Annotated in this window: 23 protein-coding genes; 11 read left to right on the top strand and 12 right to left on the bottom strand. The window is 71.9% G+C overall.

What is annotated here, in order from left to right; all coding sequences use genetic code 11:
• Positions 1–32: 32 nt before the first annotated feature.
• Positions 33–1,256, top strand: a complete 1,224-nt coding sequence (locus tag QF030_RS27410; protein WP_307165270.1) for an MFS transporter — start codon at positions 33–35, stop codon at positions 1,254–1,256.
• 59 nt (positions 1,257–1,315) lie between these two features.
• Here the strand turns inward: QF030_RS27410 and QF030_RS27405 are convergent, their stop codons facing one another.
• Entirely contained in the window at positions 1,316–1,900 is a 585-nt protein-coding gene (locus QF030_RS27405) for a suppressor of fused domain protein (RefSeq protein ID WP_307165269.1), read from the bottom strand.
• Between the two features lie 489 nt (positions 1,901–2,389).
• Between QF030_RS27405 and QF030_RS27400 the strand changes: the two genes are divergently transcribed.
• Together QF030_RS27400 and QF030_RS27395 are read left to right on the top strand one after the other, a co-directional pair.
• The gene (locus QF030_RS27400) at positions 2,390–3,520 is read left to right on the top strand and encodes a magnesium and cobalt transport protein CorA (RefSeq protein WP_307165268.1); all 1,131 of its coding nucleotides are present in this window, start codon (positions 2,390–2,392) and stop codon (positions 3,518–3,520) included.
• A gap of 36 nt (positions 3,521–3,556) precedes the next feature.
• The gene (locus QF030_RS27395) at positions 3,557–4,075 is read left to right on the top strand and encodes a hypothetical protein (RefSeq protein ID WP_307165267.1); all 519 of its coding nucleotides are present in this window, start codon (positions 3,557–3,559) and stop codon (positions 4,073–4,075) included.
• Positions 4,076–4,114: 39 nt separating this feature from the next.
• Here the strand turns inward: QF030_RS27395 and QF030_RS27390 are convergent, their stop codons facing one another.
• On the bottom strand, positions 4,115–4,867 hold the full coding sequence (locus QF030_RS27390; RefSeq protein ID WP_307165266.1) for a hypothetical protein: 753 nt from the start codon (positions 4,865–4,867) through the stop codon (positions 4,115–4,117).
• Between the two features lie 212 nt (positions 4,868–5,079).
• Between QF030_RS27390 and QF030_RS27385 the strand changes: the two genes are divergently transcribed.
• Genes QF030_RS27385 through QF030_RS27375 form a run of 3 tightly spaced genes read left to right on the top strand, consistent with a single transcriptional unit; the run spans position 5,080 to position 8,138 of the window.
• The gene (locus tag QF030_RS27385; RefSeq protein ID WP_307165265.1) at positions 5,080–6,375 is read left to right on the top strand and encodes a magnesium transporter MgtE N-terminal domain-containing protein; all 1,296 of its coding nucleotides are present in this window, start codon (positions 5,080–5,082) and stop codon (positions 6,373–6,375) included.
• A complete protein-coding gene (locus QF030_RS27380) occupies positions 6,365–6,961 on the top strand; it encodes a DUF1003 domain-containing protein (protein WP_307165264.1) in 597 nt (198 codons plus the stop codon). Before QF030_RS27385 ends, QF030_RS27380 begins: the two co-directional genes overlap by 11 nt.
• Before the next feature lie 43 nt (positions 6,962–7,004).
• Complete coding sequence (locus tag QF030_RS27375; protein ID WP_307165263.1) at positions 7,005–8,138, top strand: Mrp/NBP35 family ATP-binding protein; 1,134 nt, start codon at positions 7,005–7,007, stop codon at positions 8,136–8,138.
• A 130-nt stretch (positions 8,139–8,268) separates the two neighbouring features.
• Here the strand turns inward: QF030_RS27375 and QF030_RS27370 are convergent, their stop codons facing one another.
• From QF030_RS27370 to sigE, 5 genes are all read right to left on the bottom strand, one after another.
• Positions 8,269–8,928: a hypothetical protein gene (locus QF030_RS27370; RefSeq protein WP_307165262.1), complete on the bottom strand. Its 660-nt coding sequence runs from the start codon at positions 8,926–8,928 to the stop codon at positions 8,269–8,271.
• Positions 8,929–9,097: 169 nt separating this feature from the next.
• Complete coding sequence (locus QF030_RS27365; protein ID WP_307165261.1) at positions 9,098–9,556, bottom strand: sec-independent translocase; 459 nt, start codon at positions 9,554–9,556, stop codon at positions 9,098–9,100.
• A 360-nt stretch (positions 9,557–9,916) separates the two neighbouring features.
• On the bottom strand, positions 9,917–11,950 hold the full coding sequence (locus tag QF030_RS27360; RefSeq protein ID WP_444875800.1) for a trypsin-like peptidase domain-containing protein: 2,034 nt from the start codon (positions 11,948–11,950) through the stop codon (positions 9,917–9,919).
• Positions 11,951–12,542: 592 nt separating this feature from the next.
• Positions 12,543–13,508, bottom strand: coding sequence for an anti-sigma factor family protein (locus QF030_RS27355; protein ID WP_307165259.1), 966 nt, complete (start codon positions 13,506–13,508; stop codon positions 12,543–12,545).
• The gene (sigE, locus tag QF030_RS27350; RefSeq protein WP_307167712.1) at positions 13,505–14,221 is read right to left on the bottom strand and encodes an RNA polymerase sigma factor SigE; all 717 of its coding nucleotides are present in this window, start codon (positions 14,219–14,221) and stop codon (positions 13,505–13,507) included. The genes QF030_RS27355 and sigE overlap by 4 nt, the downstream gene beginning before the upstream one ends.
• Before the next feature lie 238 nt (positions 14,222–14,459).
• On the opposite strand from sigE, the gene QF030_RS27345 reads away from it, so the two are divergent.
• Positions 14,460–15,158, top strand: coding sequence for an O-methyltransferase (locus QF030_RS27345; RefSeq protein WP_078890047.1), 699 nt, complete (start codon positions 14,460–14,462; stop codon positions 15,156–15,158).
• A gap of 210 nt (positions 15,159–15,368) precedes the next feature.
• On the opposite strand, the gene QF030_RS27340 is transcribed toward QF030_RS27345, so the two are convergent.
• A complete protein-coding gene (locus QF030_RS27340) occupies positions 15,369–15,536 on the bottom strand; it encodes a DUF3117 domain-containing protein (protein ID WP_003966491.1) in 168 nt (55 codons plus the stop codon).
• Between the two features lie 378 nt (positions 15,537–15,914).
• Between QF030_RS27340 and QF030_RS27335 the strand changes: the two genes are divergently transcribed.
• Complete coding sequence (locus QF030_RS27335) at positions 15,915–16,706, top strand: enoyl-CoA hydratase/isomerase family protein (RefSeq protein ID WP_307165258.1); 792 nt, start codon at positions 15,915–15,917, stop codon at positions 16,704–16,706.
• A gap of 68 nt (positions 16,707–16,774) precedes the next feature.
• Here QF030_RS27335 and QF030_RS27330 read toward each other — a convergent pair whose 3' ends face one another.
• Both QF030_RS27330 and QF030_RS27325 read right to left on the bottom strand, forming a co-directional pair.
• Positions 16,775–17,362 carry a DNA-3-methyladenine glycosylase I gene (locus tag QF030_RS27330; protein WP_307165257.1) on the bottom strand — a complete coding sequence of 196 codons (588 nt, stop codon included), beginning with the start codon at positions 17,360–17,362 and terminating at the stop codon, positions 16,775–16,777.
• Positions 17,359–17,721 (bottom strand): DivIVA domain-containing protein, encoded by a 363-nt coding sequence (locus tag QF030_RS27325; RefSeq protein WP_307165256.1) that lies wholly within the window; start codon positions 17,719–17,721, stop codon positions 17,359–17,361. Before QF030_RS27325 ends, QF030_RS27330 begins: the two co-directional genes overlap by 4 nt.
• A gap of 124 nt (positions 17,722–17,845) precedes the next feature.
• Between QF030_RS27325 and folP the strand changes: the two genes are divergently transcribed.
• Positions 17,846–18,706 carry a dihydropteroate synthase gene (gene folP, locus QF030_RS27320; RefSeq protein ID WP_307165255.1) on the top strand — a complete coding sequence of 287 codons (861 nt, stop codon included), beginning with the start codon at positions 17,846–17,848 and terminating at the stop codon, positions 18,704–18,706.
• A 296-nt stretch (positions 18,707–19,002) separates the two neighbouring features.
• Here the strand turns inward: folP and QF030_RS27315 are convergent, their stop codons facing one another.
• Both QF030_RS27315 and dapE read right to left on the bottom strand, forming a co-directional pair.
• On the bottom strand, positions 19,003–19,761 hold the full coding sequence (locus QF030_RS27315; protein ID WP_307165254.1) for an LOG family protein: 759 nt from the start codon (positions 19,759–19,761) through the stop codon (positions 19,003–19,005).
• A gap of 148 nt (positions 19,762–19,909) precedes the next feature.
• A complete protein-coding gene (gene dapE / locus QF030_RS27310; RefSeq protein ID WP_307165253.1) occupies positions 19,910–20,989 on the bottom strand; it encodes a succinyl-diaminopimelate desuccinylase in 1,080 nt (359 codons plus the stop codon).
• A 94-nt stretch (positions 20,990–21,083) separates the two neighbouring features.
• Here dapE and QF030_RS27305 point away from each other — a divergent pair, with 94 nt between their 5' ends.
• Both QF030_RS27305 and QF030_RS27300 read left to right on the top strand, forming a co-directional pair.
• Positions 21,084–22,085: a heavy metal transporter gene (locus tag QF030_RS27305; RefSeq protein WP_307165252.1), complete on the top strand. Its 1,002-nt coding sequence runs from the start codon at positions 21,084–21,086 to the stop codon at positions 22,083–22,085.
• Between the two features lie 312 nt (positions 22,086–22,397).
• Positions 22,398–22,844, top strand: a complete 447-nt coding sequence (locus QF030_RS27300; protein WP_307165251.1) for an ATP-binding protein — start codon at positions 22,398–22,400, stop codon at positions 22,842–22,844.
• Positions 22,845–22,923: the final 79 nt, after the last annotated feature.

Raw genomic sequence — 22,923 nt, 5'->3', positions numbered from 1 at the left:
ATACCAACTACCTTCGAGGGGTGAGCGGAACCATGGACCCATTCGATGCGGGAGCCGGAAGCATCCTGCGGCAGCCGAAGGCGGTGTGGGCCACGGCCGGCGCGTCCGTCGTCGCCTTCATGGGCATCGGCCTCGTCGACCCGATCCTGCCGTCCATCGCCCAGGGGCTGGACGCCACGGCCGGCCAGGTCTCCCTGCTCTTCACCTCGTACTTCCTGATCACCGCGTTCGCGATGCTGGTCACCGGCTTCGTCTCGAGCCGGATCGGCGGCCGCAGGACGCTGCTGGCCGGCCTCGCCCTCGTCGTCGTCTTCGCCGGTCTCGCGGGCACGTCGGGCTCGGTCGGCGAACTCGTCGGCTTCCGGGCCGGCTGGGGGCTCGGCAACGCGCTGTTCGTGTCGACCGCCCTCGCGGTGATCGTCGGCGCGGCGGCCGGCGGCAGCGCGGCAGCCATCCTGCTGTACGAGTCGGCCCTCGGCCTCGGCATGGCCTGCGGACCGCTGCTCGGCGCACTGCTCGGCGACGCCAGCTGGCGCTACCCCTTCTTCGGCACCGCGTTCCTGATGGCGATCGGTTTCCTGTGCATCTCGGTGTTCCTGAAGGACCAGCCGAGGCCGGCCCGGAAGATCTCCGTCCTGGACCCGGTCAAGGCGCTCGGGCACGGCGGTCTCGCCTCCGCCGCGGCTTCCGCGTTCTTCTACAACTACACGTTCTTCACGGTGCTGGCCTTCACTCCGTTCGTGCTGAACATGACCCCCTACAAGTCGGGGGCGGTGTTCTTCGCCTGGGGCGTGCTGCTCGCCGTCTTCTCGGTGCTCGTGGCGCCGGCGCTGCAGAGGCGGTTCGGCTCGCTGAAGGTGCTCGGCGGATCGCTGGTGCTGCTCGCCGTCGACGTGTTCGTCCTCGGGTACGGCGACCACACCACGGCGATCGTCTGCACGATCCTGTCGGGCGCGTTCATCGGCGTGAACAACACCGTCTACACCGAGCTGGCGCTCGGCGTCTCGGACGCCCCGCGTCCGGTGGCGAGCGCCGGCTACAACTTCGTGCGGTGGTTCGCGGCCGCGGCCGCGCCCTACTTCGCGCCGAAGATCGAGGAGTGGACCGACATCCATGTCCCGTTCGTCGTCGCGGCCGTGACCGCGGTGCTGGGCGCGGTCGTGGTCGTCGTCCGGCGCAAGGCGCTCACGCACGAAGCCGAGGAACTGGAACCGCGGCACGCGACGGAGGACGGGGTCTCGGTCTTCGCGGGCTGAGCCGACCGGGCGTCAACTGACGATCGACGCGCGGGGATTGGTGACATGGGTCACCCGCGTCAGTCGAGCGGGACGGACCTCCGGGAAGGATCCCGGAGGTCCGTCCCGTGCGTCAGCCAGCGTTCCCGAAGGGCCTGGGCGCCGTGCACGCGTTTCCAGGCGGCCTCGTTGGGGGTCATGGGGAGCAGCGGCAGGAAACGGACCGGGTCGAGGGGCTCGTCGAGTTCGAGATCCTCGACCAGACCCCCGGGCTCGGCGACCAGGACCGAGGTGAACGGGGCGCCGGGCCACAGGGGTTCGCCCACGTCGAGGGAGCTGCCGGGGGCCACGACCACGCCCTCGACCTGCGGGGACGCGGCGAGCACGGCCAGCGGGCGGAGCACCTTGTCGGTGTCGGACACGCCGGGCCTGACGGACAGCACCAGCTCGGCACGCGGCCCCTCGACCGGGTCGGCGAGCATCGCCGTCGGGTCGCTCATCGGCTGCGCGGACATGCCGAGCGTGGCGTAGCGGACGACGTCGCCCTCGTGGAAACGCAGCACCTCGAGGCGGTCCGTACCGAGGAAGGTGACCGCGGCGCGGGCGTCCGGCTCGCCCAGCGCGCTGCGCAAACGGGCCTCGACCAGAGGAAGAACATCAACCATGCGGCGAGCATAGAACTCGTCAGTGCGGGGCAAAGCAGCGCCTTGACACTTCGGTCGACTGCTATTCTGGCCCGGTGGTTCGGGGCAGCACGCAGAGCGTCGCGATCTTGCCCCGACGCAGACGAGACTCCCTTACGAGGGACCGGCTGGAGGAGGTGGGGCTGTCATGGATCGAAGTCACCCGTGCAGTACCACTCGCTCTTCCTGCCGCTGACGCAGCTGCTCCGGCTTCTTGGCCCCGGCTGGTCGCCACCTCTCGCGCTCATCTTCATGCGGAAGAGCACTTCGTTTCCTTTTTCACCTGATCTGCTCGATCTGTCTGATCTGCCAGATCTCCCCGGTCTGATTCAGTAGCGAAGCTCGCCACCGCGACGGAGCGGTGCTCCCCGCTTTGTGGACGTGCCAAACCTCCGCACGCAGGACGTCCTCATTCCGGGCAGTTCCACCCGTCGTGGCGGTCTTTCTTTGCTCGTCGCGAAGGAGCCTGCCATGTCGATGATCCGCGACCTCCGTGCCGTTGTCCGTCCGGCCCGCCCCTCCCTGCGCAAGGGGGGCGGGCGCATGGACACCGGCGCCTACGACACCACCCGCGACCCCGCGACCCCGTCGGCCGTCGTCGACTGCGCGGTCTACCGCGACGGCGCGCGTGTCGCCTACCCGCAGGCCCCGACCCCGCAGGAGGCCATGCGCCGGGTGCGGCGCGACGGAGGCTTCGTGTGGATCGGCCTGCACGAGCCGACCGAGGCCGAATTCGCCGGTATCGCGGCTGAGTTCGGGCTGCACCCGCTGGCCGTGGAGGACGCCGTGCAGGCGCACCAGCGACCCAAGCTGGAGCGTTACGACGACTCGCTCTTCACGGTCTTCAAGACCATCCACTACATCGAGCACGACCGGCTCACGGCCAACAGCGAGGTCGTCGAGACCGGCGAGGTCATGTGCTTCACCGGCAAGGACTTCTTCATCACCGTCCGGCACGGCGGCCAGGGCTCGCTGCGCGCGCTACGCCACCGCCTCCAGGACGACCCCGAACTGCTCGCCAAGGGTCCCTCCGCGGTGCTGCACGCCATCGCCGACCACGTCGTCGACGGCTACATCGCGGTGGCGGACGCCGTGCAGGACGACATCGACGAGGTCGAGACCGAGGTGTTCTCGCCGGGACGCAAGGGCACCCCGCGCGGCACCGACGCCGGCCGGATCTACCAGCTCAAGCGCGAGGTACTGGAGTTCAAGCGCGCGGTGTCGCCGTTGCTGCGGCCGATGCAGCTGCTGAGCGAGCGGCCGATGCGACTGGTCGACCCCGACATCCAGAAGTACTTCCGGGACGTCGCCGACCACCTCGCCCGGGTCCAGGAACAGGTCATCGGCTTCGACGAACTGCTCAACTCGATCCTGCAGGCCAACCTCGCACAGGCGTCCGTCGCGCAGAACGAGGACATGCGGAAGATCACCTCCTGGGCCGCCATCATCGCCGTACCGACGATGGTGTGCGGGGTGTACGGGATGAACTTCGACTACATGCCGGAACTGCACTGGAAGTTCGGCTATCCGGTGGTCATGTCGGCCATGGTGGCGCTCTGTGTCGGGATCCACCGCACGCTGAAGCGCAACGGCTGGCTGTGAGGGCCCCCGCGGTACCGGCTGGCTAGGGTGAGGCCCATGACAAGAGAGCTGCTGCTCGACCAGGCCCTCGTCGAGGAGGCCACCAAGAAGTCCGGCCTCGTCTGGGTCCAGGGCGCCGGTGAACCGGCCGCGCGTGCGCTGTGGCACGTGTGGCACGAGGGCGCGGCCTGTGTGGTCGGCGACGGCCCCGGGGAGCAGCCACTGACCGGGCTGACCGAGGGCGGTTCGACCGAGGTCACCGTACGCAGCAAGGACAAGGGCGGCCGGCTGGTCTGCTGGACGGCGAAGGTGGTCGCCCTCGCGCCCGGCTCCGAGGCGTGGCAGGCGGCCGTCGCCGAGCTCAAGGGCAAGCGGCTGAACGCGCCCGACGGCGAGGCGATGACCGAGCGCTGGGCGCGCGAGTGCCGGGTGCTCCGCCTGGAGCCGACGGGGGTCAGGCTGCCGCTGCCCGAGGGGGATCTGGCGGCACGGCCCGTGCCCTCGCCCGCCACCACGCGGGAGCCGGCGCCGGCCGGGCTGCCGAAGCTGCTGCTGCGCAAGCGCAGACGCGCCTAGCCGGCGCCGCGGGCGGGCCGACGGACCACGGGCGGCGGCTCACGAGGTCGGGAGCTGCTTGCCGTAGTCCACCGTCTCGTCCTTCGCCGGTTCCTTCAGGGCGAAGCTCCTGCCCCAGGAGGAGAAGGTCAGCGTTCCGGCCCCTCCGGCGCGCTCCAGGCGCAGCGGATAGGGCTTGCCCTCCAGCGACACCTCCAGCTTGCCGCCGGAGCCGCCGTCGCCGGTGATGCGGATCGTGCGGACGCCGGACTGCTCGTGGTGGCCGTCGGTGGCCAGCGCGCCGTGCAGCGTCAGCAGACCGTCGAGGAGGAGGTCCTTGTCCGTGAAGCCGCTGAACTTCTTGTACGAGGGGTCGCCCGTCGGCACCTTCACGTACTTGCCGTCGAGTTTGTCGGCGGCCGCCGTGTCCGAACCGTCCTCGCCGGACTTGCCGTCCTCCTTGTTCCAGAAGGCCGCGTCGGCCTTCAGGTACAGCTGCTCACCGACCCGCAACAGGTGGAAGGTGGCTCCCTCAGCGGTGACCGACCCGGTGCCGCCGTCCGCCTTCAGGCTCATGTCCAGCTTGTACGTGTGCCCGCTGGTGACCACGCTCCCGGACAGCCGCACGGCGTCCACGGCACCGGCCGCGGCCTTCGTCCTCGCCTGGATCTGCGCGGCGGACAGCTTGCCGACCCCGTTCGTGCCCGCGTCCGGATCCTCGCTGCACCCTGTCAGTCCCATGCCCACGACCAGTGCGCACAACGCTCTCACCAGTGAGGCGCGGCGAGTTCGGCCCCGCGGAATCGCAGTCACAGAGAAGGCCGCCTTTCTGCGAGGGTGTGCCGAGCGGCGTACGGCAGCGTACCGGGGTCGCGGGGCCCGAGCGGAGCCAGTCCGTCCGGACCGCCCACCAGGGCGGATCCGATCGGGACGGGCTAGCCTGAAGCCCGCACGAGCGGGCAATGGGGAAAAAGGACATCACCGGCAACAGCCCTGACGGCAGTACAGAAGAAGGAGGTGCGGTCATGGCAGCGGGCGCCCCGCGGATCTTCGTGTCGCACCTCTCCGGCGTTCCGGTCTTCGACCCGAGCGGTGACCAGGTGGGACGGGTGCGCGACCTGGTCGTCGTGCTGCGGGTGCGGCGACGGCCGCCGAGGGTGCTCGGGCTCGTCGTCGAACTGTCCACCAGGCGCCGCATCTTCCTGCCCATGACCCGGGTGACCGGCATCGAGTCCGGCCAGGTCATCACCACCGGCGTGCTCAACGTCCGCCGCTTCGAGCAGCGGCCCACCGAGCGCCTCGTCTTCGGCGAGCTGCTCGACCGGCGCGTCACGCTCGGCGAGACCGGCGAGGAGGTCACCGTCCTCGACGTGTCGGTGCAGCAGCTGCCGGCCCGCCGGGACTGGGAGCTCGACCGGGTCTTCGTGCGCAAGGGGAAGAGGGCGACCGCCTTCCGGCGGGCGAAGGGCGAGACGCTCACCGTCGAGTGGTCGGCGGTCACCGGCTTCTCGCTGGAGGAGCACGGCCAGGGTGCGGAGAGCCTCCTCGCCACCTTCGAGCAGCTGCGCCCCGCCGACCTCGCCAACGTCCTGCACCATCTGTCGCCGAAGCGGCGCGCCGAGGTCGCCGCCGCGCTCGACGACGACCGTCTCGCCGACGTCCTCGAGGAGCTGCCGGAGGACGACCAGATCGAGATCCTCGGCAAGCTGAAGGAGGAGCGCGCGGCGGACGTCCTGGAGGCCATGGACCCCGACGACGCGGCCGACCTGCTCTCGGAACTCCCGGAGCAGGACCAGGAGCGGCTGCTGAGCCTGATGCAGCCCGACGACGCGGCCGACATGCGGCGCCTGATGTCGTACGAGGAGCACACCGCGGGCGGGCTGATGACCACCGAGCCGATCGTCCTGCGGCCCGACGCCACCGTCGCCGACGCCCTCGCGCGCGTCCGCAACCGCGACCTCTCGCCCGCGCTCGCCGCCCAGGTGTACGTCTGCCGCCCGCCCGACGAGACCCCCACCGGCAAGTACCTCGGCACGGTCCACTTCCAGCGACTGCTGCGCGACCCCCCGTACACGCTGGTCAGCTCGATACTCGACGACGATCTCCAGGCCCTGGCGCCGGACGCGGCGCTGCCGGTCGTGGCCGGCTTCTTCGCGACGTACGACATGGTCGCGGCCCCCGTCGTCGACGAGGCGGGCTCGCTGCTGGGCGCGGTCACCGTGGACGACGTCCTGGACCACATGCTGCCGGAGGACTGGCGGGAGACGGAGTTCCACCTCGACGAGGACACGACCGAGGAGGTGGGTCCGCATGGCTCCTGACCGAGAGACCGGGCGCGGCGAGCGGACCCCGGCCGGCGCCACGGCGTCCAGCCGTCCCCGGGCCCGCCTGGACCAGCCGCGGCCGCCCCGGCACCGGATCCTGCCCGAGTGGGACCCGGAGGCCTTCGGGCGGCTGTCGGAGCGCATCGCGCGCTTCCTGGGCACCGGGCGGTTCATCGTCTGGATGACGATCGTCATCATCGTCTGGGTCCTGTGGAACATCTTCGCCCCACGCGACCTGCGCTTCGACAACTACCCGTTCATCTTCCTGACCCTGATGCTGTCGCTCCAGGCCTCCTACGCGGCCCCGCTGATCCTGCTCGCGCAGAACCGGCAGGACGACCGCGACCGGGTCAACCTGGAGCAGGACCGCAAGTCGAACGAGCGGTCCATCGCCGACACCGAGTATCTGACCCGGGAAATCGCCGCCCTGCGGATCGGTCTCGGCGAGGTCGCCACCCGGGACTGGATCCGCTCGGAACTCCAGGACATGGTCAAGGAACTGGAGGAACGGTGGGACGGGCATCGCGAACACGCCGTATTCCCGGCAGAACGGTCGCGGGGACGTGACGTAGAAGACCGGTGACGGGCTTACCTGCGCCCCCGCACCGCGCCGTACCATCGTCCCTATGGCTAGCGAAGACGCGGTGCGCGAGGCACTGGCGACGGTGAACGACCCCGAGATCAACCGGCCCATCACCGAACTCGGGATGGTGAAGTCGGTGGCGATCGGCGCGGACGGGGCGGTCGCGGTCGCCGTGTACCTGACGGTCTCCGGCTGCCCCATGCGCGAGACCATCACGCAGCGCGTGACCGACGCGGTCGGTGCCGTCGAGGGCGTCACGCGTGTCGACGTCACCCTCGACGTCATGAGCGACGAGCAGCGCAAGGAACTGGCGAGCGCCCTGCGCGGCGGCCAGACCGAGCGCGAGGTCCCGTTCGCCAAGCCGGGCTCGCTCACCAGGGTGTACGCGGTGGCGTCCGGCAAGGGCGGCGTCGGCAAGTCCTCGGTGACGGTGAACCTGGCGGCGGCGATGGCGGCCGACGGACTCAAGGTGGGCGTCGTCGACGCCGACATCTACGGTCACAGCGTGCCGCGCATGCTGGGCGCGGACGGCCGTCCCACCCAGGTCGAGAACATGATCATGCCGCCGTCCGCGCACGGCGTGAAGGTCATCTCCATCGGCATGTTCACCCCGGGCAACGCCCCGGTCGTCTGGCGCGGCCCGATGCTCCACCGCGCGCTGCAGCAGTTCCTGGCGGACGTGTACTGGGGCGATCTGGACGTGCTGCTCCTCGACCTCCCGCCGGGCACCGGCGACATCGCGATCTCCGTGGCACAGCTGGTGCCGAACGCCGAGATCCTGGTCGTGACGACCCCGCAGCAGGCGGCGGCCGAGGTGGCCGAGCGGGCGGGTTCCATCGCCGTCCAGACCCACCAGAAGATCGTCGGCGTGGTCGAGAACATGTCCGGCCTGCCCTGCCCGCACTGCGGGGAGATGGTCGACGTCTTCGGCACGGGCGGCGGACAGTCGGTGGCCGAGGGGCTCACCCGCACGACCGGCGCCACCGTGCCGGTGCTCGGCTCCATCCCGATCGACGTCCGGCTGCGCGAGGGCGGCGACGAGGGCAAGCCGGTCGTCCTCACCGACCCGGACTCCCCGGCGGGCTCCGCGCTGCGGGCCATCGCGGGCAAGCTGGGCGGCAGGTCGCGCGGCCTGTCGGGGCTGTCGCTCGGGATCACGCCCCGGAACAAGTTCTAGCCCGGCCTCCCGCTCCCGGCCCGGCCGGACCTCGGGGGTCCCGTACACCGTCTTCCCACGACAGCGGGGGCGCCGTCCACCACGGACGGCGCCCCCGCTCTCGTACGGCCGCGGCCGGTCGGCCGGCTGATCAGGCGTACGTCTCGATGTCCTTGATCATGGCGAAACCGAGGCCGTACGCGCTCATGCCCCGCCCGTACGCCCCCACGTGCACCCCTTGCGAGGTCGAGCCGGCCAGCACCCAGCCGAACTCCGACTCGCGGTAGTGGAACGACGTCGGCACGCCGTCGACCGGCAGGGACAGCGTCGACCAGTCCGGTCCCGCGAGGTCGTCGGCGAGGACCCACGCCGTCTCGGTCTGCTGGTCCAGCCAGTCGTCGCGCAGGCTGTGGTCCATCTGGCCCGGCCAGGTGAACGTCAGCAGGCCCACCCCGGCGAGCCAGGCCGCCGAGGAGACCGAGGTGGCCTCCAGCAGGCCCGTGCCGTCCGGACTGCGCCGTACCGGGTTCGCGGCGACGGTCACCACGACCGCGAACTTCCCGCGGTCCTCACCGGCCGTCTCGTGCCGTACGGAGGGCTCGTCGCCGTGTCCGATGGAACCGTGCTCGACGACCCCGTCGGCCGCCGCCCCCACCTGCATCAGCCAGCGCGGCCCCGTGAAGGCCTCGTCGAGGCCGTACCAGGGGAAGGGTGCCTCCAAGTAGCCGTCGACCGCCCGCCGCGCCGAGGGGACCTGTTGTCCGCCCTCCGCCGCAGGCGTCTGCTCGACTGCCCGACTCGTCGTCTCCATGTGCCCGGACGCCTCCTCGTTCTCGACGGAACGACCGGCCCGCCCCCCTTCGGGCGTACTCGTCCGCTCCGCACAACAACCAGGCAGCATAGCCACCCCGCTCCGGACTGCCGGGGAGCCGCTCGGCACGTGCGGCGTGCGCCCCCTCACATCGGGGGGCGCGAGTGACTCAGGTGGCGTCCGCGTCGTAGGGCGGACGGTCGTCCTTGCCGGGCTCCTCGGGCTTCTTGGTCATGTCGATACGACCCTCTCCCGAGGCCGGGGAGATCGCCGAGGTGGAGGAACCCGAGACCGCTGCGTCCGTGTCGCGGCTGTGGACCGCGTCCGTGACCTCGGCCATCTCCTTCTTCAGGTCGAAGCCGTTGCGGATCTCCTTCAGCCCGAGCTCGTCGTTGTCCAGCTGCTTGCGGATGAACGTCTTGGGGTTGAGGTCCTCGAACTCGAAGTCCTTGAACTCCGGGCCCAGTTCGCTGCGGATGTCCGCCTTGGCGCTCTCCGAGAACTCACGGATCTTCCGGACGGTGCGCATCACGTCCTGAATGACCTTCGGGAGCTTGTCCGGACCGAAGACGAGCACGGCCAGGACGACGATCGTCACCAGCTCGAGCGGTCCTATGTCATTGAACACCTGAAGCTCCTTGCGATGTCCGCGGCCCTCGGCCCTCGGCCCTCGGTGGTCAAGTTGGGGTCTTCCGTGGTCCGGGCCGGGTCCACGGTACCTGTCGCACCTGTCGGACCGGTACCGTCCGACGGCGTCCGAGTGCGTGTACGCGGCCGGTTTTCCGCGTTGTTTGCCTTGTGGGACCGGGTTTCGGGGCCCGACCTGTGACGTTTCTGTCAATCCCCGGCCCTGGGAAAGGACCGGGAGGCCGGGAGGACCGGGAGGACCGGGAGGCGCCTCGGAAGGACCGGAAGGCGCGGGGCGGCCAAGGGGCGGGGCGGGAGCGGAAGGCTGGCAGGAGCGGGCGGGAGCGCCGGGGGGGCCGCGTCAGCCGCCGCTCGACGAGCCGAGCACCAGTGTGAGGGTGCGTGTCAGGCCGTCCCGCTGGACCGTCAGCGCCAGCCGGTCGCCGGGACGGTGGGCGCGGGTCTTGACGATCAGCTCCTCGCCGGAGTGGACGCGTCGCCCGTCGATCTCCGTGATGACGTCCCCCGCCCGGACGCCGGCCCGGTCGGCGGGTCCGCCCGCGATGACCGGGGGGCCCGCGGCACCGTCCGCGGTGCCGACCCGGGCGCCGTCACCCGCGTAGGCCATGTCGAGTGTGACCCCGATGACCGGGTGGGTCGCCCTGCCGGTGTTGATCAGCTCCTCGGCGACGCGCTTGCCCTGGTTGACCGGGATGGCGAACCCCAGGCCGATCGAACCGGCCCGGGCGCTCCCGGGGTCGGTGCCGTCGTCGGCGGAACGGATGGCGGAGTTGATGCCGATGACATGGCCCTGGGCGTCGAGGAGGGGCCCGCCGGAGTTCCCCGGATTGATCGGCGCGTCGGTCTGGAGGGCGTCGACGTACGACACGTCGCTCCCGTCCCCGCTCCCGCCGCCGGCGGTGATGGGCCGTTCCTTGGCGCTGATGATGCCGGAGGTGACGGTCCCCTCGAGATCGAAGGGGGCGCCGATGGCGACGACCGGGTCACCGACCCGGACGTTGTCGGAGTTGCCGAGGTAGAGGGGCTTCAGCCCCTTCACCCCGGTCACCCTCACCACCGCGAGGTCGTAGCCGCTGTCCCGGCCGACGACCTCGGCCTCGGCGGTCTGGCCCCCGTTGAACACGACGGTTATCCCGCCGTCGCCTCCGGCAGGCTCGACGACGTGGTTGTTCGTGAGGATGTAGCCGCGCGAGTCGAGTACGAAGCCCGTGCCGGTGCCGGACTCCTCACCGCCGCTGACATGCAGCGTGACGACGCCGGGCAGGGCGCGCGCGGCGATCCCGGCCACGCTGTCCGCGGCCCGCCCGGTGGGCCCCGCGGAGGCCTGCGGCAGCTCTACGGGGTCGAGCCCTCCGTTGCGCTCCAGCTGGACGCCCACGGCTCCGCCGAGCACGCCGGCGACCAACGCGACGGCCAGGGCGCCGCCGAGCAGCCGCCACCGGTCCTGCCTGCGCCGCTGGGATCCGGACCCCGGGTGCGGCGCGAGCACGCCCGCACCCAGGTATTGCAGAGGACCGCCCACGAGCGCCCCGCCGCGCGTACCTCCGGGAGCCGCGGCCCCGGCCAGCGGGGTGGCCGACCAGGGGTCATACCGACGCCAGGGATCGACGGCGGACGCGGTCGCGGTATCCCCCACAGCAACCTGCCCCCCACCACTCCCGACACCGGACACGCCGGACCCTGCGGGTGCGGCGTGAGGTGCGGCCTGAGGTGCCGGTGCGGCCTGAGGTGCCGGAGCGGCTGAAGGTGCCGGTGCGGCTGAATGTGCCGGTGCGGGTGCTGCGGGGTCGAGCGGCGCGAAGTGTCCGAGCGGCGCCGCTTGACCGACGGGAGTGGCGAGGCCGACGGATGCGGCAGGCACAGCAGGCCCGGCCGGCCCGACAAGTTCGGCGGGCCCAGCAGGTCCGGCGGGAGCCGCAGGCCCGGCAGGCGCGGGCCCGGCAGGCGCGACGTGCCCTACCGAGCCGCCGGGCGCGAGCCCCACCGGCCGGGCAGGAGCAGCAGGCGCGGCGTGCCCTACGGGCGCCGTGGCTGTTTCCGGGGCCGCGGGTTCCACCGTCGCCGTGGCGGGCACGGGAACGGGCGGCGAAGCGCCGCGTGCGACCGAGGCAGGCGTGGAGGTCACCGCCGGGTGCTGGACGGGCGGCGCGGGCGCCCAGGGGCCCGGTTCGCCGTACGGCGGGGTGCTATAGGGATCGGGGTCATGCAGCGGCTTGGGCCGCTCGTCGCCGGCCGCTGGGCGCCCTGTGGGGGCCGCCTCGGTGGAGACACCGGCGGCCGCGGCGACGTGAGTACGCCCTGCCGGAGCCCCCGGACCGGTCTGCCCCTCGGGCACCACCGGGCCGGTCTGCCCCTCCGGCACCACCGGGCCGATCTGCCCCTCCGCCGCCTCCGGGCCCCTCCGCCCCTCCAAGGCTTGGGGGCCGGTCTGCCCCTCCGGGGCCGTCGGCGCAGGTAGGGCCGTCGGCGGGGCCGGGGGTGCCAGGGGGGCCGCTTCAGCGGTGGGGCGACTCAGTTCGTAGTCGCCATCGCCGTCGCCATCGCCGTCGCCATCGCCGTCGCCATCGCCGTCGCCATCGCCGTCGTCGGTGGTGGGTGTCGGACGGGCGGGGCGGGCCAGTTCGAAGTCGCCCTCGTCCTCCGTCCCGGTCGACGGTCCGCGGCCGGTGGTCTCCTCGGATGCCGGATCCGCCGTCGTGTCGTCGGCCCGGTCCGCAGGGCTGTGCCGCCCCGGGGATGCCTGCGGTCGAGGTCGGCTCCACCACTTCGCCCGCGTGGGCTGCCCGTCGTCCATGCTCTCCCCCACTCGAGCCCGCTTCCCCGGGACCGAGGCGCCGACCGGCCGCACGCTTCGGCACCGGGCCTGCGGACTCCGCCTTCGCGCCCGGCTGCCTGGCAGGGCGCGGTCCTCCCCGGATCCTCCCTGGATTCAGCCAGGTTCGTGGCGGCGCGGCGCGGGCCCCGGGTCAGCGGGTGTTCTGCGCGGAAGGCGAGGTGGTGGCGGTGGGGACGGGTGCGGCGAGCAGACCGGGCCCGGCGGCCTGCGGAGCGGTGGTCAGGGCGGTCAGGGTGACCGGCGGGGTGGTGCCGAGCGGGCGTATCAGCGGGGACATGACCGCGGCCCCGGCCACCATGGGCGAGGTGAGCCGGTGCAGGGCCTGTTCGGCCGCACCGACGGCCGGGGAGGGCACGCCGGGCAGCAGTGGTGCGGAGACCTCGGTCGGCGCGACCGGGATGTCGCCGAACTGGCCGCCCTGGGAGAGCAGCGGACCGGCGGCGCGACGGCGCTGGCTGTCCGGTGACGCCGCCGAGCCCGTGCCCGGGGTGCGGGCCGGTGTCACATTGCTCCCGGATCCCGAGCCCCCGCGGCTGTCCGCGGTGGTGTCGATCGGGGCGACGGTCGTCATCCCGCCCAGCGCGATCGCGGCCAGCGACACCGCGCCGGCGGCGACGAACGCGAACCGCATACCGCGCGAACGCTCGGTGTCATGGCGGTCGCCACGGCCTACGGCGTGGATGCGGAAGCCGCGGTCCGAGGCCGGTGACAGGACGGACCCGTGGTCATGGGCGGGAACATAGCCGAACTCGAACAGCTCGCCCCGTCTTGATCCGCTCAGTCCGAAGACCCCGTCGCCGAATCCGCCCCCGCCCAGCGGCGTGCCACCGCCGTCCGGGTCACCTCCCGCGGGAAGCCCCTGGAGACGGGCCAGGAAGCTCTCGGAGGGGGCGGGCGGGGCTACTTCCGCGAAGACGTTCTTCAGCCGGCGCTGCGCGTCGACCTCCGACTTGCACTTGGGGCAGGTCGCCACGTGCGCCAGCACGCGCTCACGGGTGTCGTGACCGAGTTCGCCGTCCACCAGGGCGGAGAGCCGGTCTCCGAGGTGCTGCTCCGCGAGGAGCCTCTCGGCGGAGTCGTGTCGGGATCCACTCACGCGGTCGCGCCCCTTCCTCCTCCCAGAGCGGGTACGCGGGGCACGAAGGAGCGGCGCTCGGCACGCGCTTCGGGCGAGCGGTGCGCGAGGGCCTTGCGCAGCTGCGAACGGCCGCGGTGGATGCGCGAACGGACCGTGCCCAGCTTGACGCCCAGGGTCGCGGCGATCTCCTCGTAGGACAGGCCTTCGATGTCACAGAGGACGACCGCGGCACGGAACTCCGGCGCGAGGGTGTCGAGGGCCTGCTGGACGTCCGCGTCGAAGTGGGCGTCGTTGAAGATCTGCTGAGGGTTGGGCTCCTTGCTGGGCAGCCGCTCGGCAGCGTCGTCGCCCAGTGCGTCGAAGCGGATGCGCTGCTTGCGGCGGACCATGTCCAGGAAGAGGTTGGTCGTGATGCGGTGCAGCCAGCCCTCGAAGGTGCCCGGGGTGTACGTCGACAGGGAGCGGAAGACGCGGACGAAGACCTCCTGGGTGAGGTCCTCGGCGTCGTGCTGGTTACCGGTCAGACGGTAGGCGAGCCGGTAGACCCGGCCGCTGTGCATACTGACGATCTCCTCCCACGAGGGCGGAGTCCACGCCTGCCCGTCCGCGTCGGTGGAGAAGGTCGCGGTCTGGGCGGGGCCGGCGGCGGTGCCTGCGGCCTGGCTGTGGTCAGCAGCGGTGTCGTTCACGGATTTAGGCCTGCCTGCCGAACCGAGAAAGCGCCGCAGCACTCCTCCCCGATCCACGGGCGCGACCGCACCTCCCCTGTCGGCTCTGGTGGTGATGTCCAGTGGAGCCCCTACCATAGCCACCTCGCCCGTTAGCTCCGGATAAGCGGTTTTACGAGAAATTGATCTGTGCTGACACGGCTCATACGGCTGCGTCAGCACTTGCTCGACACCCGGTCCCTCGTCGTGATCCAACCGTGTCCCCCCGCTGTCGTTCCCACCCCTTCAAACGCGCGGTCCCATCTGCGGGTTCCCGGCGGCAACGGATACAGTCACGCCCAGGCAACCACGGGGACAGGAGAGGGTCATTACCGGCAACCGGCAGGCAAGCTGGGCGTTCGCCGACGCCTACGCCGCCGAGGACGAAGCGCTGCACTGGGCCCGTGACCGGGCACGTGAGGCAGGGCTGCGCTCGGTGTCGCCCAGCACGGGCGCCGCGCTGCGGATGCTCGCCGCCACCGTGGACGCGAAGGCGGTCGCGGAGATCGGTACCGGCACCGGCGTGTCGGGGATCCACCTGCTGCACGGGATGCGCCCGGACGGTGTGCTGACGACCGTCGACCCGGAGCCGGAGCACCAGCAGTTCGCCCGCCAGGCCTTTCGCGCCTGCGGCTTCGCCAGCAACCGGGCCCGGTTCATCCCGGGCCGCGCGCTCGACGTCCTGCCCCGCCTCGCGGACGCCGGCTATGACCTCGTCTTCTGTGACGGCGACCGGCTGGAACTCCTGGAGTACCTCGCTGAATCGTTGCGCCTGCTGCGACCGGGCGGCCTCGTCGTGTTCGAGGGCGTCTTCGCCAACGGCCGCACGGTCGACTCCGGACCGCAGCCCACCGAGGTCATAAGGATCCGGGAACTGCTGCGGGCGGTGCGCGAGAGCCAGGAGCTGGTGCCGTCGCTGCTGCCGGTGGGCGACGGACTGCTGTGCGCGGTCAAGCGCTGACCGCGGGCTTGACGGTCAGGCTCCGGTCCTCGGTCAGGCTCCGGTCGAGTCCGGTCCGGGTGGGCGCGGCTCGCGCACGGCAGGTCGGTGGGCGGCCCTTGGGCCTTTCGGGCCCGGTGGCCACGGCGGATCACGAAGAACCTGACAAAACGACCGCTCCGGCATCCCGAGGGATGCCGGAGCGGTCGAAAGAGTAGGGTCGCTTGCGCGTCAGCCGACGACCTTCTTGAGGGCGTCGCCGAGCGCGTCGGCCTCATCAGGGGTCAGCTCGACGACGAGTCGACCGCCGCCTTCGAGCGGAACGCGCATGACGATGCCCCGCCCCTCCTTGGTCACCTCGAGCGGGCCGTCACCCGTTCGCGGCTTCATGGCCGCCATGCTCGTTCCCCTTCCTGAAACCAGCTCATCGTCAAAGCCGACGGCCCCTGGAGGGCAGCCGCAGTCCAGCGTGGGACACACGGCACCGGCATCGAACACATTGCTTCCAGGCCATTATCCCGCATCTCAGGACCCGATGACCAACATCAGTCGGCATCGCTTGGGCAACGCGCGCGAGCAAAACCACTCAATTCGGCGATGTGACTGCGATACTGCACCGCCGCACGGACTTCCGCGCACCGGAAACCCTCCGGAATTCTTTGACGCAGGTCACATGTCGGGTCCGGTCCTGGCACGTCGATCTCCGCCATGCTGTCCTCGTACACCTGACGTACTGACGAGTAGTACGCCGGAGCCGCGACACGGAGGGGAAACGCCATGGCCGACACCGTGCTCTACGAGGTGAGCGACGGGCTCGCGACGATCACGCTGAACCGCCCCGAGGCGATGAACGCGCTGAACATCGCGACCAAGGTCGCCCTCCGGGACGCGGTCCAGTCCGCGGCTGCCGACGACGCCGTGCGGGCCGTCCTGCTGACCGCCGCCGGCGAGCGGGCGTTCTGCGTGGGACAGGACCTGAAGGAGCACATCGGGCTGCTGGCCGAGGGTTCGAAGCAGGTCATGAGCACGGTCGCCGAGCACTACAACCCGATCGTGCGGGCGCTGACCGAGGCGCCGAAGCCGGTGGTCGCCGCCGTCAACGGGGTCGCCGCCGGGGCCGGTTTCGGGTTCGCGCTGGCCGCGGACTACCGCGTCGTGGCCGACACGGCGTCCTTCAACACCTCGTTCGCCGGGGTCGCGCTCACCGCCGACTCCGGCGTCTCGTGGACCCTGCCCCGGGTGATCGGTCCGGGCCGGGCCGCCGACCTGCTGCTCTTCCCTCGCAGCATCACGGCCCAGGAGGCGCACGAGCTGGGTATCGCCAACCGGGTCGTACCGGCGGCCTCGCTGCGCTCGGCGGCCGAGCAGCTGGCGCGGATGCTGGCCGAGGGGCCGACGGTGGCGTACGCGGCGATCAAGGAGGCGGTGGCCTACGGGTCCTCCCACTCGCTGGCCGAGGCGCTGACCCGGGAGGACGAGCTGCAGACGCGGGCCGGGGCCTCGGAGGACCACGCGATCGCGGTGCGGGCCTTCGTCAACAAGGAAGAGCCGAAGTACCTGGGCCGCTGAGCCCGGTCACAGCGGGACCGCCGCGGGCTGCGGGGTCGTGACGCCCGGTCACGCGGCCTCCCGCGCCCTCAGCGGGCGCTTCTGGCGACGCATGCCTCCAGGTGGTCGTCCACCAGGCCGCACGCCTGCATCAGCGCGTACGCCGTCGTCGGGCCCACGAAGCGCAGGCCCCGCTTCTTGAGCGCCTTCGACAGGGCCGTCGACTCCTCCGTCACCGCCGGCACGTCGGCCAGGGTCTTCGGGACCGGCCGGCCGGCCGGGTCGGGAGCGTGCGACCAGATCAGTTCGTCCAGGTCGCCGGGTGCCCAGCCGGCCAGCACGCGCGCGTTGGCGAGGGTGGCGTCGACCTTGGCGCGGTTGCGGATGATCCCCGGGTCGGCGAGCAGGCGTGCGCGGTCCTCGTCGGTGAAGACGGCGACCGAGGCGATTCGGAAGTCGGCGAAGGCCGCACGGAAGCCGGGGCGGCGGCGCAGGATCGTGATCCAGGACAGGCCGGACTGGAACGCCTCCAGGCTGAGGCGTTCGAACAGGGCGTCGTCACCGTGGACCGGGCGGCCCCACTCCTCGTCGTGATAGGTCACGTAGTCCGGCGTGGACAGCGCCCAGGGGCAGCGCAGGGCGCCGTCCGCGCCGACGAGGGCGTTCCCGTCGCTCACTGCTGGTCCTCCGGGGCCGGCTCCTCCATGGAGACGTGGCCGCCGCCTGCCCGGGTCCTGGCGCCGGCCAGGGCGGACTCCAGGTCGGCGATGCGGGCGTCGCGCTCGGCGAGTTCGGCGGCGACGCGGTTGAGGGCGTCGTCCACGTCGGCCATGCGGTAGCCGCGGACGGCCAGCGGGAAGCGGAGGTGGTCGATGTCGGAGCGGTCGACCGGGCGGTCCGGGGGCAGCGGGTCGTGCAGGCGCTCGGGGGCGACCTCCGGCAGCGGGCCGGTGCCCTCGCCACCGCCCACCACGGCGAGGGTCACCGCGGCGACCACGACGGCCAGCGCGATGACCAGGAACAAGAACATAACCATCGGTGGGTCCCCACGCTCGGAGTGCTCGGAGTGGATGTGCTTGGGTCCGATCGTGCCATGCGGGTCCGACGGTTAGGGTCGCAGGCGGTGGATGTGCCGGACGTACTGGGAGAGGTCACAGGGGATGCTCAGGCTGGGCAGGCGTGAATTCGACGCGCACGAGCCGGTGGTCATGGCGATCGTGAACCGGACCCCCGACTCCTTCTACGACCAGGGGGCGACCTTCCGCGACGAGCCGGCTCTCGCGCGCGTGGAGCAGGCGGTGGCGGAGGGCGCGGCCATCATCGACATCGGCGGCGTCAAGGCCGGGCCGGGCGAAGAGGTCACCGCGCGGGAGGAGGCCCGGCGGACCGTCGGCTTCGTGGCCGAGGTGCGGCGGCGCTTCCCGGACGTGATCATCAGCGTGGACACCTGGCGGGCCGAGGTCGGCGAGGCGGTCTGCGAGGCGGGGGCCGATCTGCTCAACGACGCCTGGGGCGGCGTCGATCCGCGGCTGGCGGAGGTCGCGGCGCGCTACGGGACCGGGCTGGTGTGCACGCACGCGGGGGGCGCCGAGCCGCGCACCCGTCCGCACCGGGTGACGTACGACGACGTCATGGCCGACATCCTGCGGGTGACCGTGGGGCTGGCGGAGCGGGCTGCGGAACTGGGCGTGCCGAGGGAGTCGATCATGATCGATCCGGGGCACGACTTCGGGAAGAACACCCGGCACAGCCTGGAGGCGACCCGGCGGCTCGGGGAGATGGTGGAGACGGGGTGGCCGGTGCTGGTGTCCCTGTCCAACAAGGACTTCGTGGGCGAGACGCTGGACCGGCCGGTGAAGGAGCGGGTGGTGGGGACCCTGGCCACCACCGCCGTGTCGGCGTGGCTGGGAGCACAGGTGTACCGGGTGCACGAGGTGGCGGAGACCCGTCAGGTGCTGGACATGGTGGCGTCGATCGCCGGGCACCGGGCCCCGGCGGTGGCGCGCCGGGGACTGGCCTAGCCTTCCCCGCGCCCGGCGGTAGCGCGACGGGGACTGACCCGGCCTCCCCGCCCACGGCGGTAGCGCGACGGGGACTGACCCGGCCTTCCCCGCACCCGGCGGTAGCGCGACGAGGGCTGCGTCAGCCTCCCCCGCCCCGGCGGTAGCGCGACGAGGGCTGCGTCAGCCTTCCCCGCCCACGGCGGTAGCGCGACGGGGGGCCGGCCCAGCCTCCCTCACCCCCGCCGCCTCTCTCCCCTCCCGGAGCCCGCTCCCGCTCCTCGAACGCCGGAGGGGCTGCATTCCGGGCGGAGCGCCTAGCGGCCGGCCTCCTTCGACACCAGGGCCACCGCCTCCTCCACGTCGTCCGTGACGTGGAAGAGGAGAAGGTCCTTCTCGGCGGCCTTGCCCTGGGCGATCAGGGTGTTGCGCAGCCAGTCGATGAGGCCGCCCCAGTACTCCGTGCCGAAGAGGACGATCGGGAAGCGCGTGACCTTCTGGGTCTGGACGAGGGTGAGGGCCTCGAAGAGCTCGTCCAGCGTGCCGAGGCCGCCGGGCAGGACGACGAAGCCCTGCGCGTACTTCACGAACATCATCTTCCGTACGAAGAAGTAGCGGAAGTTCAGACCGATGTCGACGTACGGGTTGAGGCCCTGTTCGAAGGGGAGCTCGATGCCGAGGCCCACCGAGACGCCACCCGCTTCGGACGCCCCCTTGTTCGCCGCCTCCATCGCGCCCGGGCCGCCGCCCGTGATCACGGCCCACCCGGCGTCGACGAGGGCCCTGCCGAGCCGTACGCCGACCTCGTACTCCGGGGAACCCACCGGGGTGCGGGCGGAACCGAACACGCTGATCGCCGCCGGGAGTTCGGCGAGGGTGCCGAAGCCCTCGATGAACTCCGACTGGATGCGCAGGACCCGCCAGGGGTCCGTGTGAACCCAGTCGGAGGGGGCGCGTTCGTCCAGCAGCCGCTGGTCCGTGGTGCTCGACTGCACCTGGTCCCGCCTGCGGAGGACCGGTCCCAGGCGCTGTTCGTCCGGTGGCTGCTTCTTGCCCTCGGGGTTCCCTGTAGCCATGGTGAGCTCCCTCCGCGGTTGGGCTTCCCCGGCTCGAGCGAAGCGGAGAGCCGGGGAAGTTCGTTCCACCTCAGCGTAGATCCACGCGGGTTACGGACGGGGGACGTCGGCGTGTCCGCCACTCGGTGCCCACGGGCCGGAGGTGCAGTCAGGCGGTGAGCCAGGCCTTCAGCCGCTCCTCGCCCGCCAGGATCTTGGCCGTCTCCACGCGTTCGTCCCGCTTGTGCGCCAAGTGCGGGTTGCCTGGCCCGTAGTTGACCGCGGGGACGCCCAGCGCGGAGAAGCGACTCACGTCCGTCCAGCCGTACTTGGGCATCGGGGTGCCGCCGACCGCCTTGATGAAGGCCGCGGCGGCCGGGTGGGAGAGGCCGGGAAGGGCGGCCGGGCTGTGGTCGTCGACCACGAACTCCGCCACCCCGCAGTCGGCGAAGACCTCGCGGACGTGGGCGACGGCCTCCGCCTCGCTCCGGTCCGGCGCGTAGCGGAAGTTGACGGTGACGACGCACTCGTCGGGGATGACGTTGCCGGCCACCCCGCCCGTGATGCCGACCGCGTTGAGCCCCTCGCGGTACTCCAGGCCGTCGATGACCGGGTGGCGCGGCTCGTAGGAGGCCAGCCGGGCCAGGATCGGGGCCGCAGCGTGGATGGCGTTGGAGCCCATCCAGCTGCGCGCCGAGTGGGACCGCTCGCCCTTCGTCCTCAGCAGGACCCGCAGGGTGCCCTGGCAGCCGCCCTCCACCTGGCCGTCGGAGGGCTCCAGCAGCACGGCGAAGTCGCCCGCCAGCCACTCGGGACGGTGCTCGGCCACGTGCTTGAGGCCGTTGAGGTCGGCGGCGACCTCCTCGTTGTCGTAGAAGACGAAGGTCAGGTCGCGGTTGGGGGCCGGGACCGTCGCCGCGATACGCAGCTGGACCGCCACCCCGGACTTCATGTCACAGGTGCCGCAACCCCACAGGACCCCGTCCTCGTCCAGCCGCGAGGGAACGTTGTCGGCGATCGGGACCGTGTCGATGTGACCGGCGAGGACCACGCGCTCCGCGCGGCCCAGGTTCGTGCGGGCGATCACGTTGTTGCCGTACCGGTCCACGGTCAGGTGGGGCAGAGCGCGCAGGACGGCCTCGATCGCGTCCGCGAGCGGCTTCTCGGTGCCGCTCTCCGAACGGAAGTCGACGAGCCGCGCGGTGAGTGCGGCGGCGTCCAGAGTGAGGTCAAGCGGGGTGTCGGCCATGCCGTCGACCCTAACGCCCCCGCAGAACGTCCTGCTTCTTCGCGCTCGGCACACAGGCCTCCTACTCCTCAGTACTCTCCAGTACCTTGTACGCGTGCCAGAGCCGTCACCCTCCCCCAAGCGCCGCGGCCGCCTCCTCCGTTTCGGGGCGGCCTGCGCGGTCCTGTCCGCCGTCGCGGGTTATGTCGTGGTGCAGTACGTCACCGGCGGCACCGATGATCCGGGCTGCCGGGTCGTCTCCGGCGGAGCGAACGGGGCGTCGTACGAGTTCACGCCGGAGCAGGCGGTGAACGCGGCCACGATCGCCGCCGTCGGGACCGACCGGGCCATGCCCGAGCGGGCCGTGGCCATCGCACTCGCGACCGCCCTCCAGGAGTCGGGGCTGCGCAACCTCGCCCATGGCGACCGCGACTCGCTGGGTCTGTTCCAGCAGCGGCCCTCGCAGGGCTGGGGCACCGAGAAGCAGGTCACGGACCCGGCGTACGCGGCGGCCGTCTTCTACGAGCATCTCGCCAAGGTCCGCGGCTACGCCGAACTGCCGCTCACGGTCGCCGCGCAGCGCGTGCAGCGAAGCGGCTATCCGGAGGCGTACGCCAAGCACGAGCCGGACGCCACGGTGCTGGCCGCCGCGCTGACGGGGACGGCGGCGGCCACGCTGACCTGCAACGGCCGCTCGGCCGCCACGACGACGGCCACGGGGCCGGACGCGGTGCGGGCGGCGCTGGCCCGCGACTTCGGGCGCAAGGCGCTCCGGCAGGCGGGCGCCGAAGCCGACGCGCAGGACGCCTCGCCCACCCCCTCGGCGGACCCGGACGTGCCGGTCGCCGAGAGCGTCGGCCGGACCGTGACGCTGCCCGTGGCCGCGGACACCGCCGGTGGGCGCGGTGTGAGCGAGCGCGGCTGGCAGCTGGCGCACTGGGCGGTGGCCAACGCCTCGGCGCTGCGCATCGAGCGGGTCTCGTACGCGGGCCGGGAGTGGGTCGCCGGGAACACCGACAGCCGGTGGCGGGCGACCGGCACGACCAGTGCGGAGGCCGCCGGCTCCACGGGGGCGGGCGGCGGTGCGGGCACCGTACACATCGTCACCGCGCAGTAGTACGAGTCTTCACTCGGTCGGGTCATGTACGGACCGTCCGGACGGCCGGGTGCTCAGGTTTTCGCGCCGTCACCCCCGAATCCGGGGAATCCCTTGCGGACAAAGGGCTCCGGAGGTTTGACGGACTTTCACATCGGGCGGTTTTTGCCCGTTTTTATCCGCAGGCGATAATGCGACGCATTGCCAACTCTTTACGTCGGCCGTGCGCAACCTTCGCGGGCTTCGAGCGGTAGTCACTGCGTCCGGGCCCGGACAGACAGACAGTCACAGCAGTCACAGACAGTCCTTGTTCTCTCCCGTCGAAGGAGCATCATGTCCCTCCCCCTGACCCGCCGGATCGCCCGTGCCGCGCTGCTTGTCGCTGCAGGAGCGGCCGCCGGGGTCGGTGCGGCCGGCTCCGCCAGTGCGGCCCCCAGCCTTCCCGCTCCGAACCTCGGCGGACTGACCGCCCTGGACGGCGCGAGCGTCGGCAACACGGTCGACGGCGCGGCGCAGAACGTCACCGGACTCGCGGGTGAGACCGGTGGCAAGACCGTCGAGCAGGCGGTGCCGGCCGCGGGCAAGAGCGGCGGCAAGGCCGTGAAGAAGGCGGCGCCCGCGGCGCAGAAGACGGCCGGCGAGGCGGCGGGTTCCGCCGGAAGCCTCCTCGGGGACACCGCGTCGACCGCCACCAAGGGCGGACTGCCGACGGAATCGCTCACCAAGGGCGGGCTGCCCGGCGCCGAGACCCTGCCGGTGAAGGGTCTGCCGCTCGGCTGACGCCTGCGGCCCCCCGAGGCCGGTGACGGGGTCCAGGGTGCTCCCTGGACCCCGTCTCGTCGTTGCGCGCGCCGGACCC

Source organism: Streptomyces rishiriensis, from assembly GCF_030815485.1.
Classification (GTDB): Bacteria; Actinomycetota; Actinomycetes; order Streptomycetales; family Streptomycetaceae; genus Streptomyces; species Streptomyces rishiriensis_A.
The sequence above is the reverse complement of the archived record's forward strand: the minus strand, read 5'-3'. Positions and strand labels throughout refer to the sequence as shown.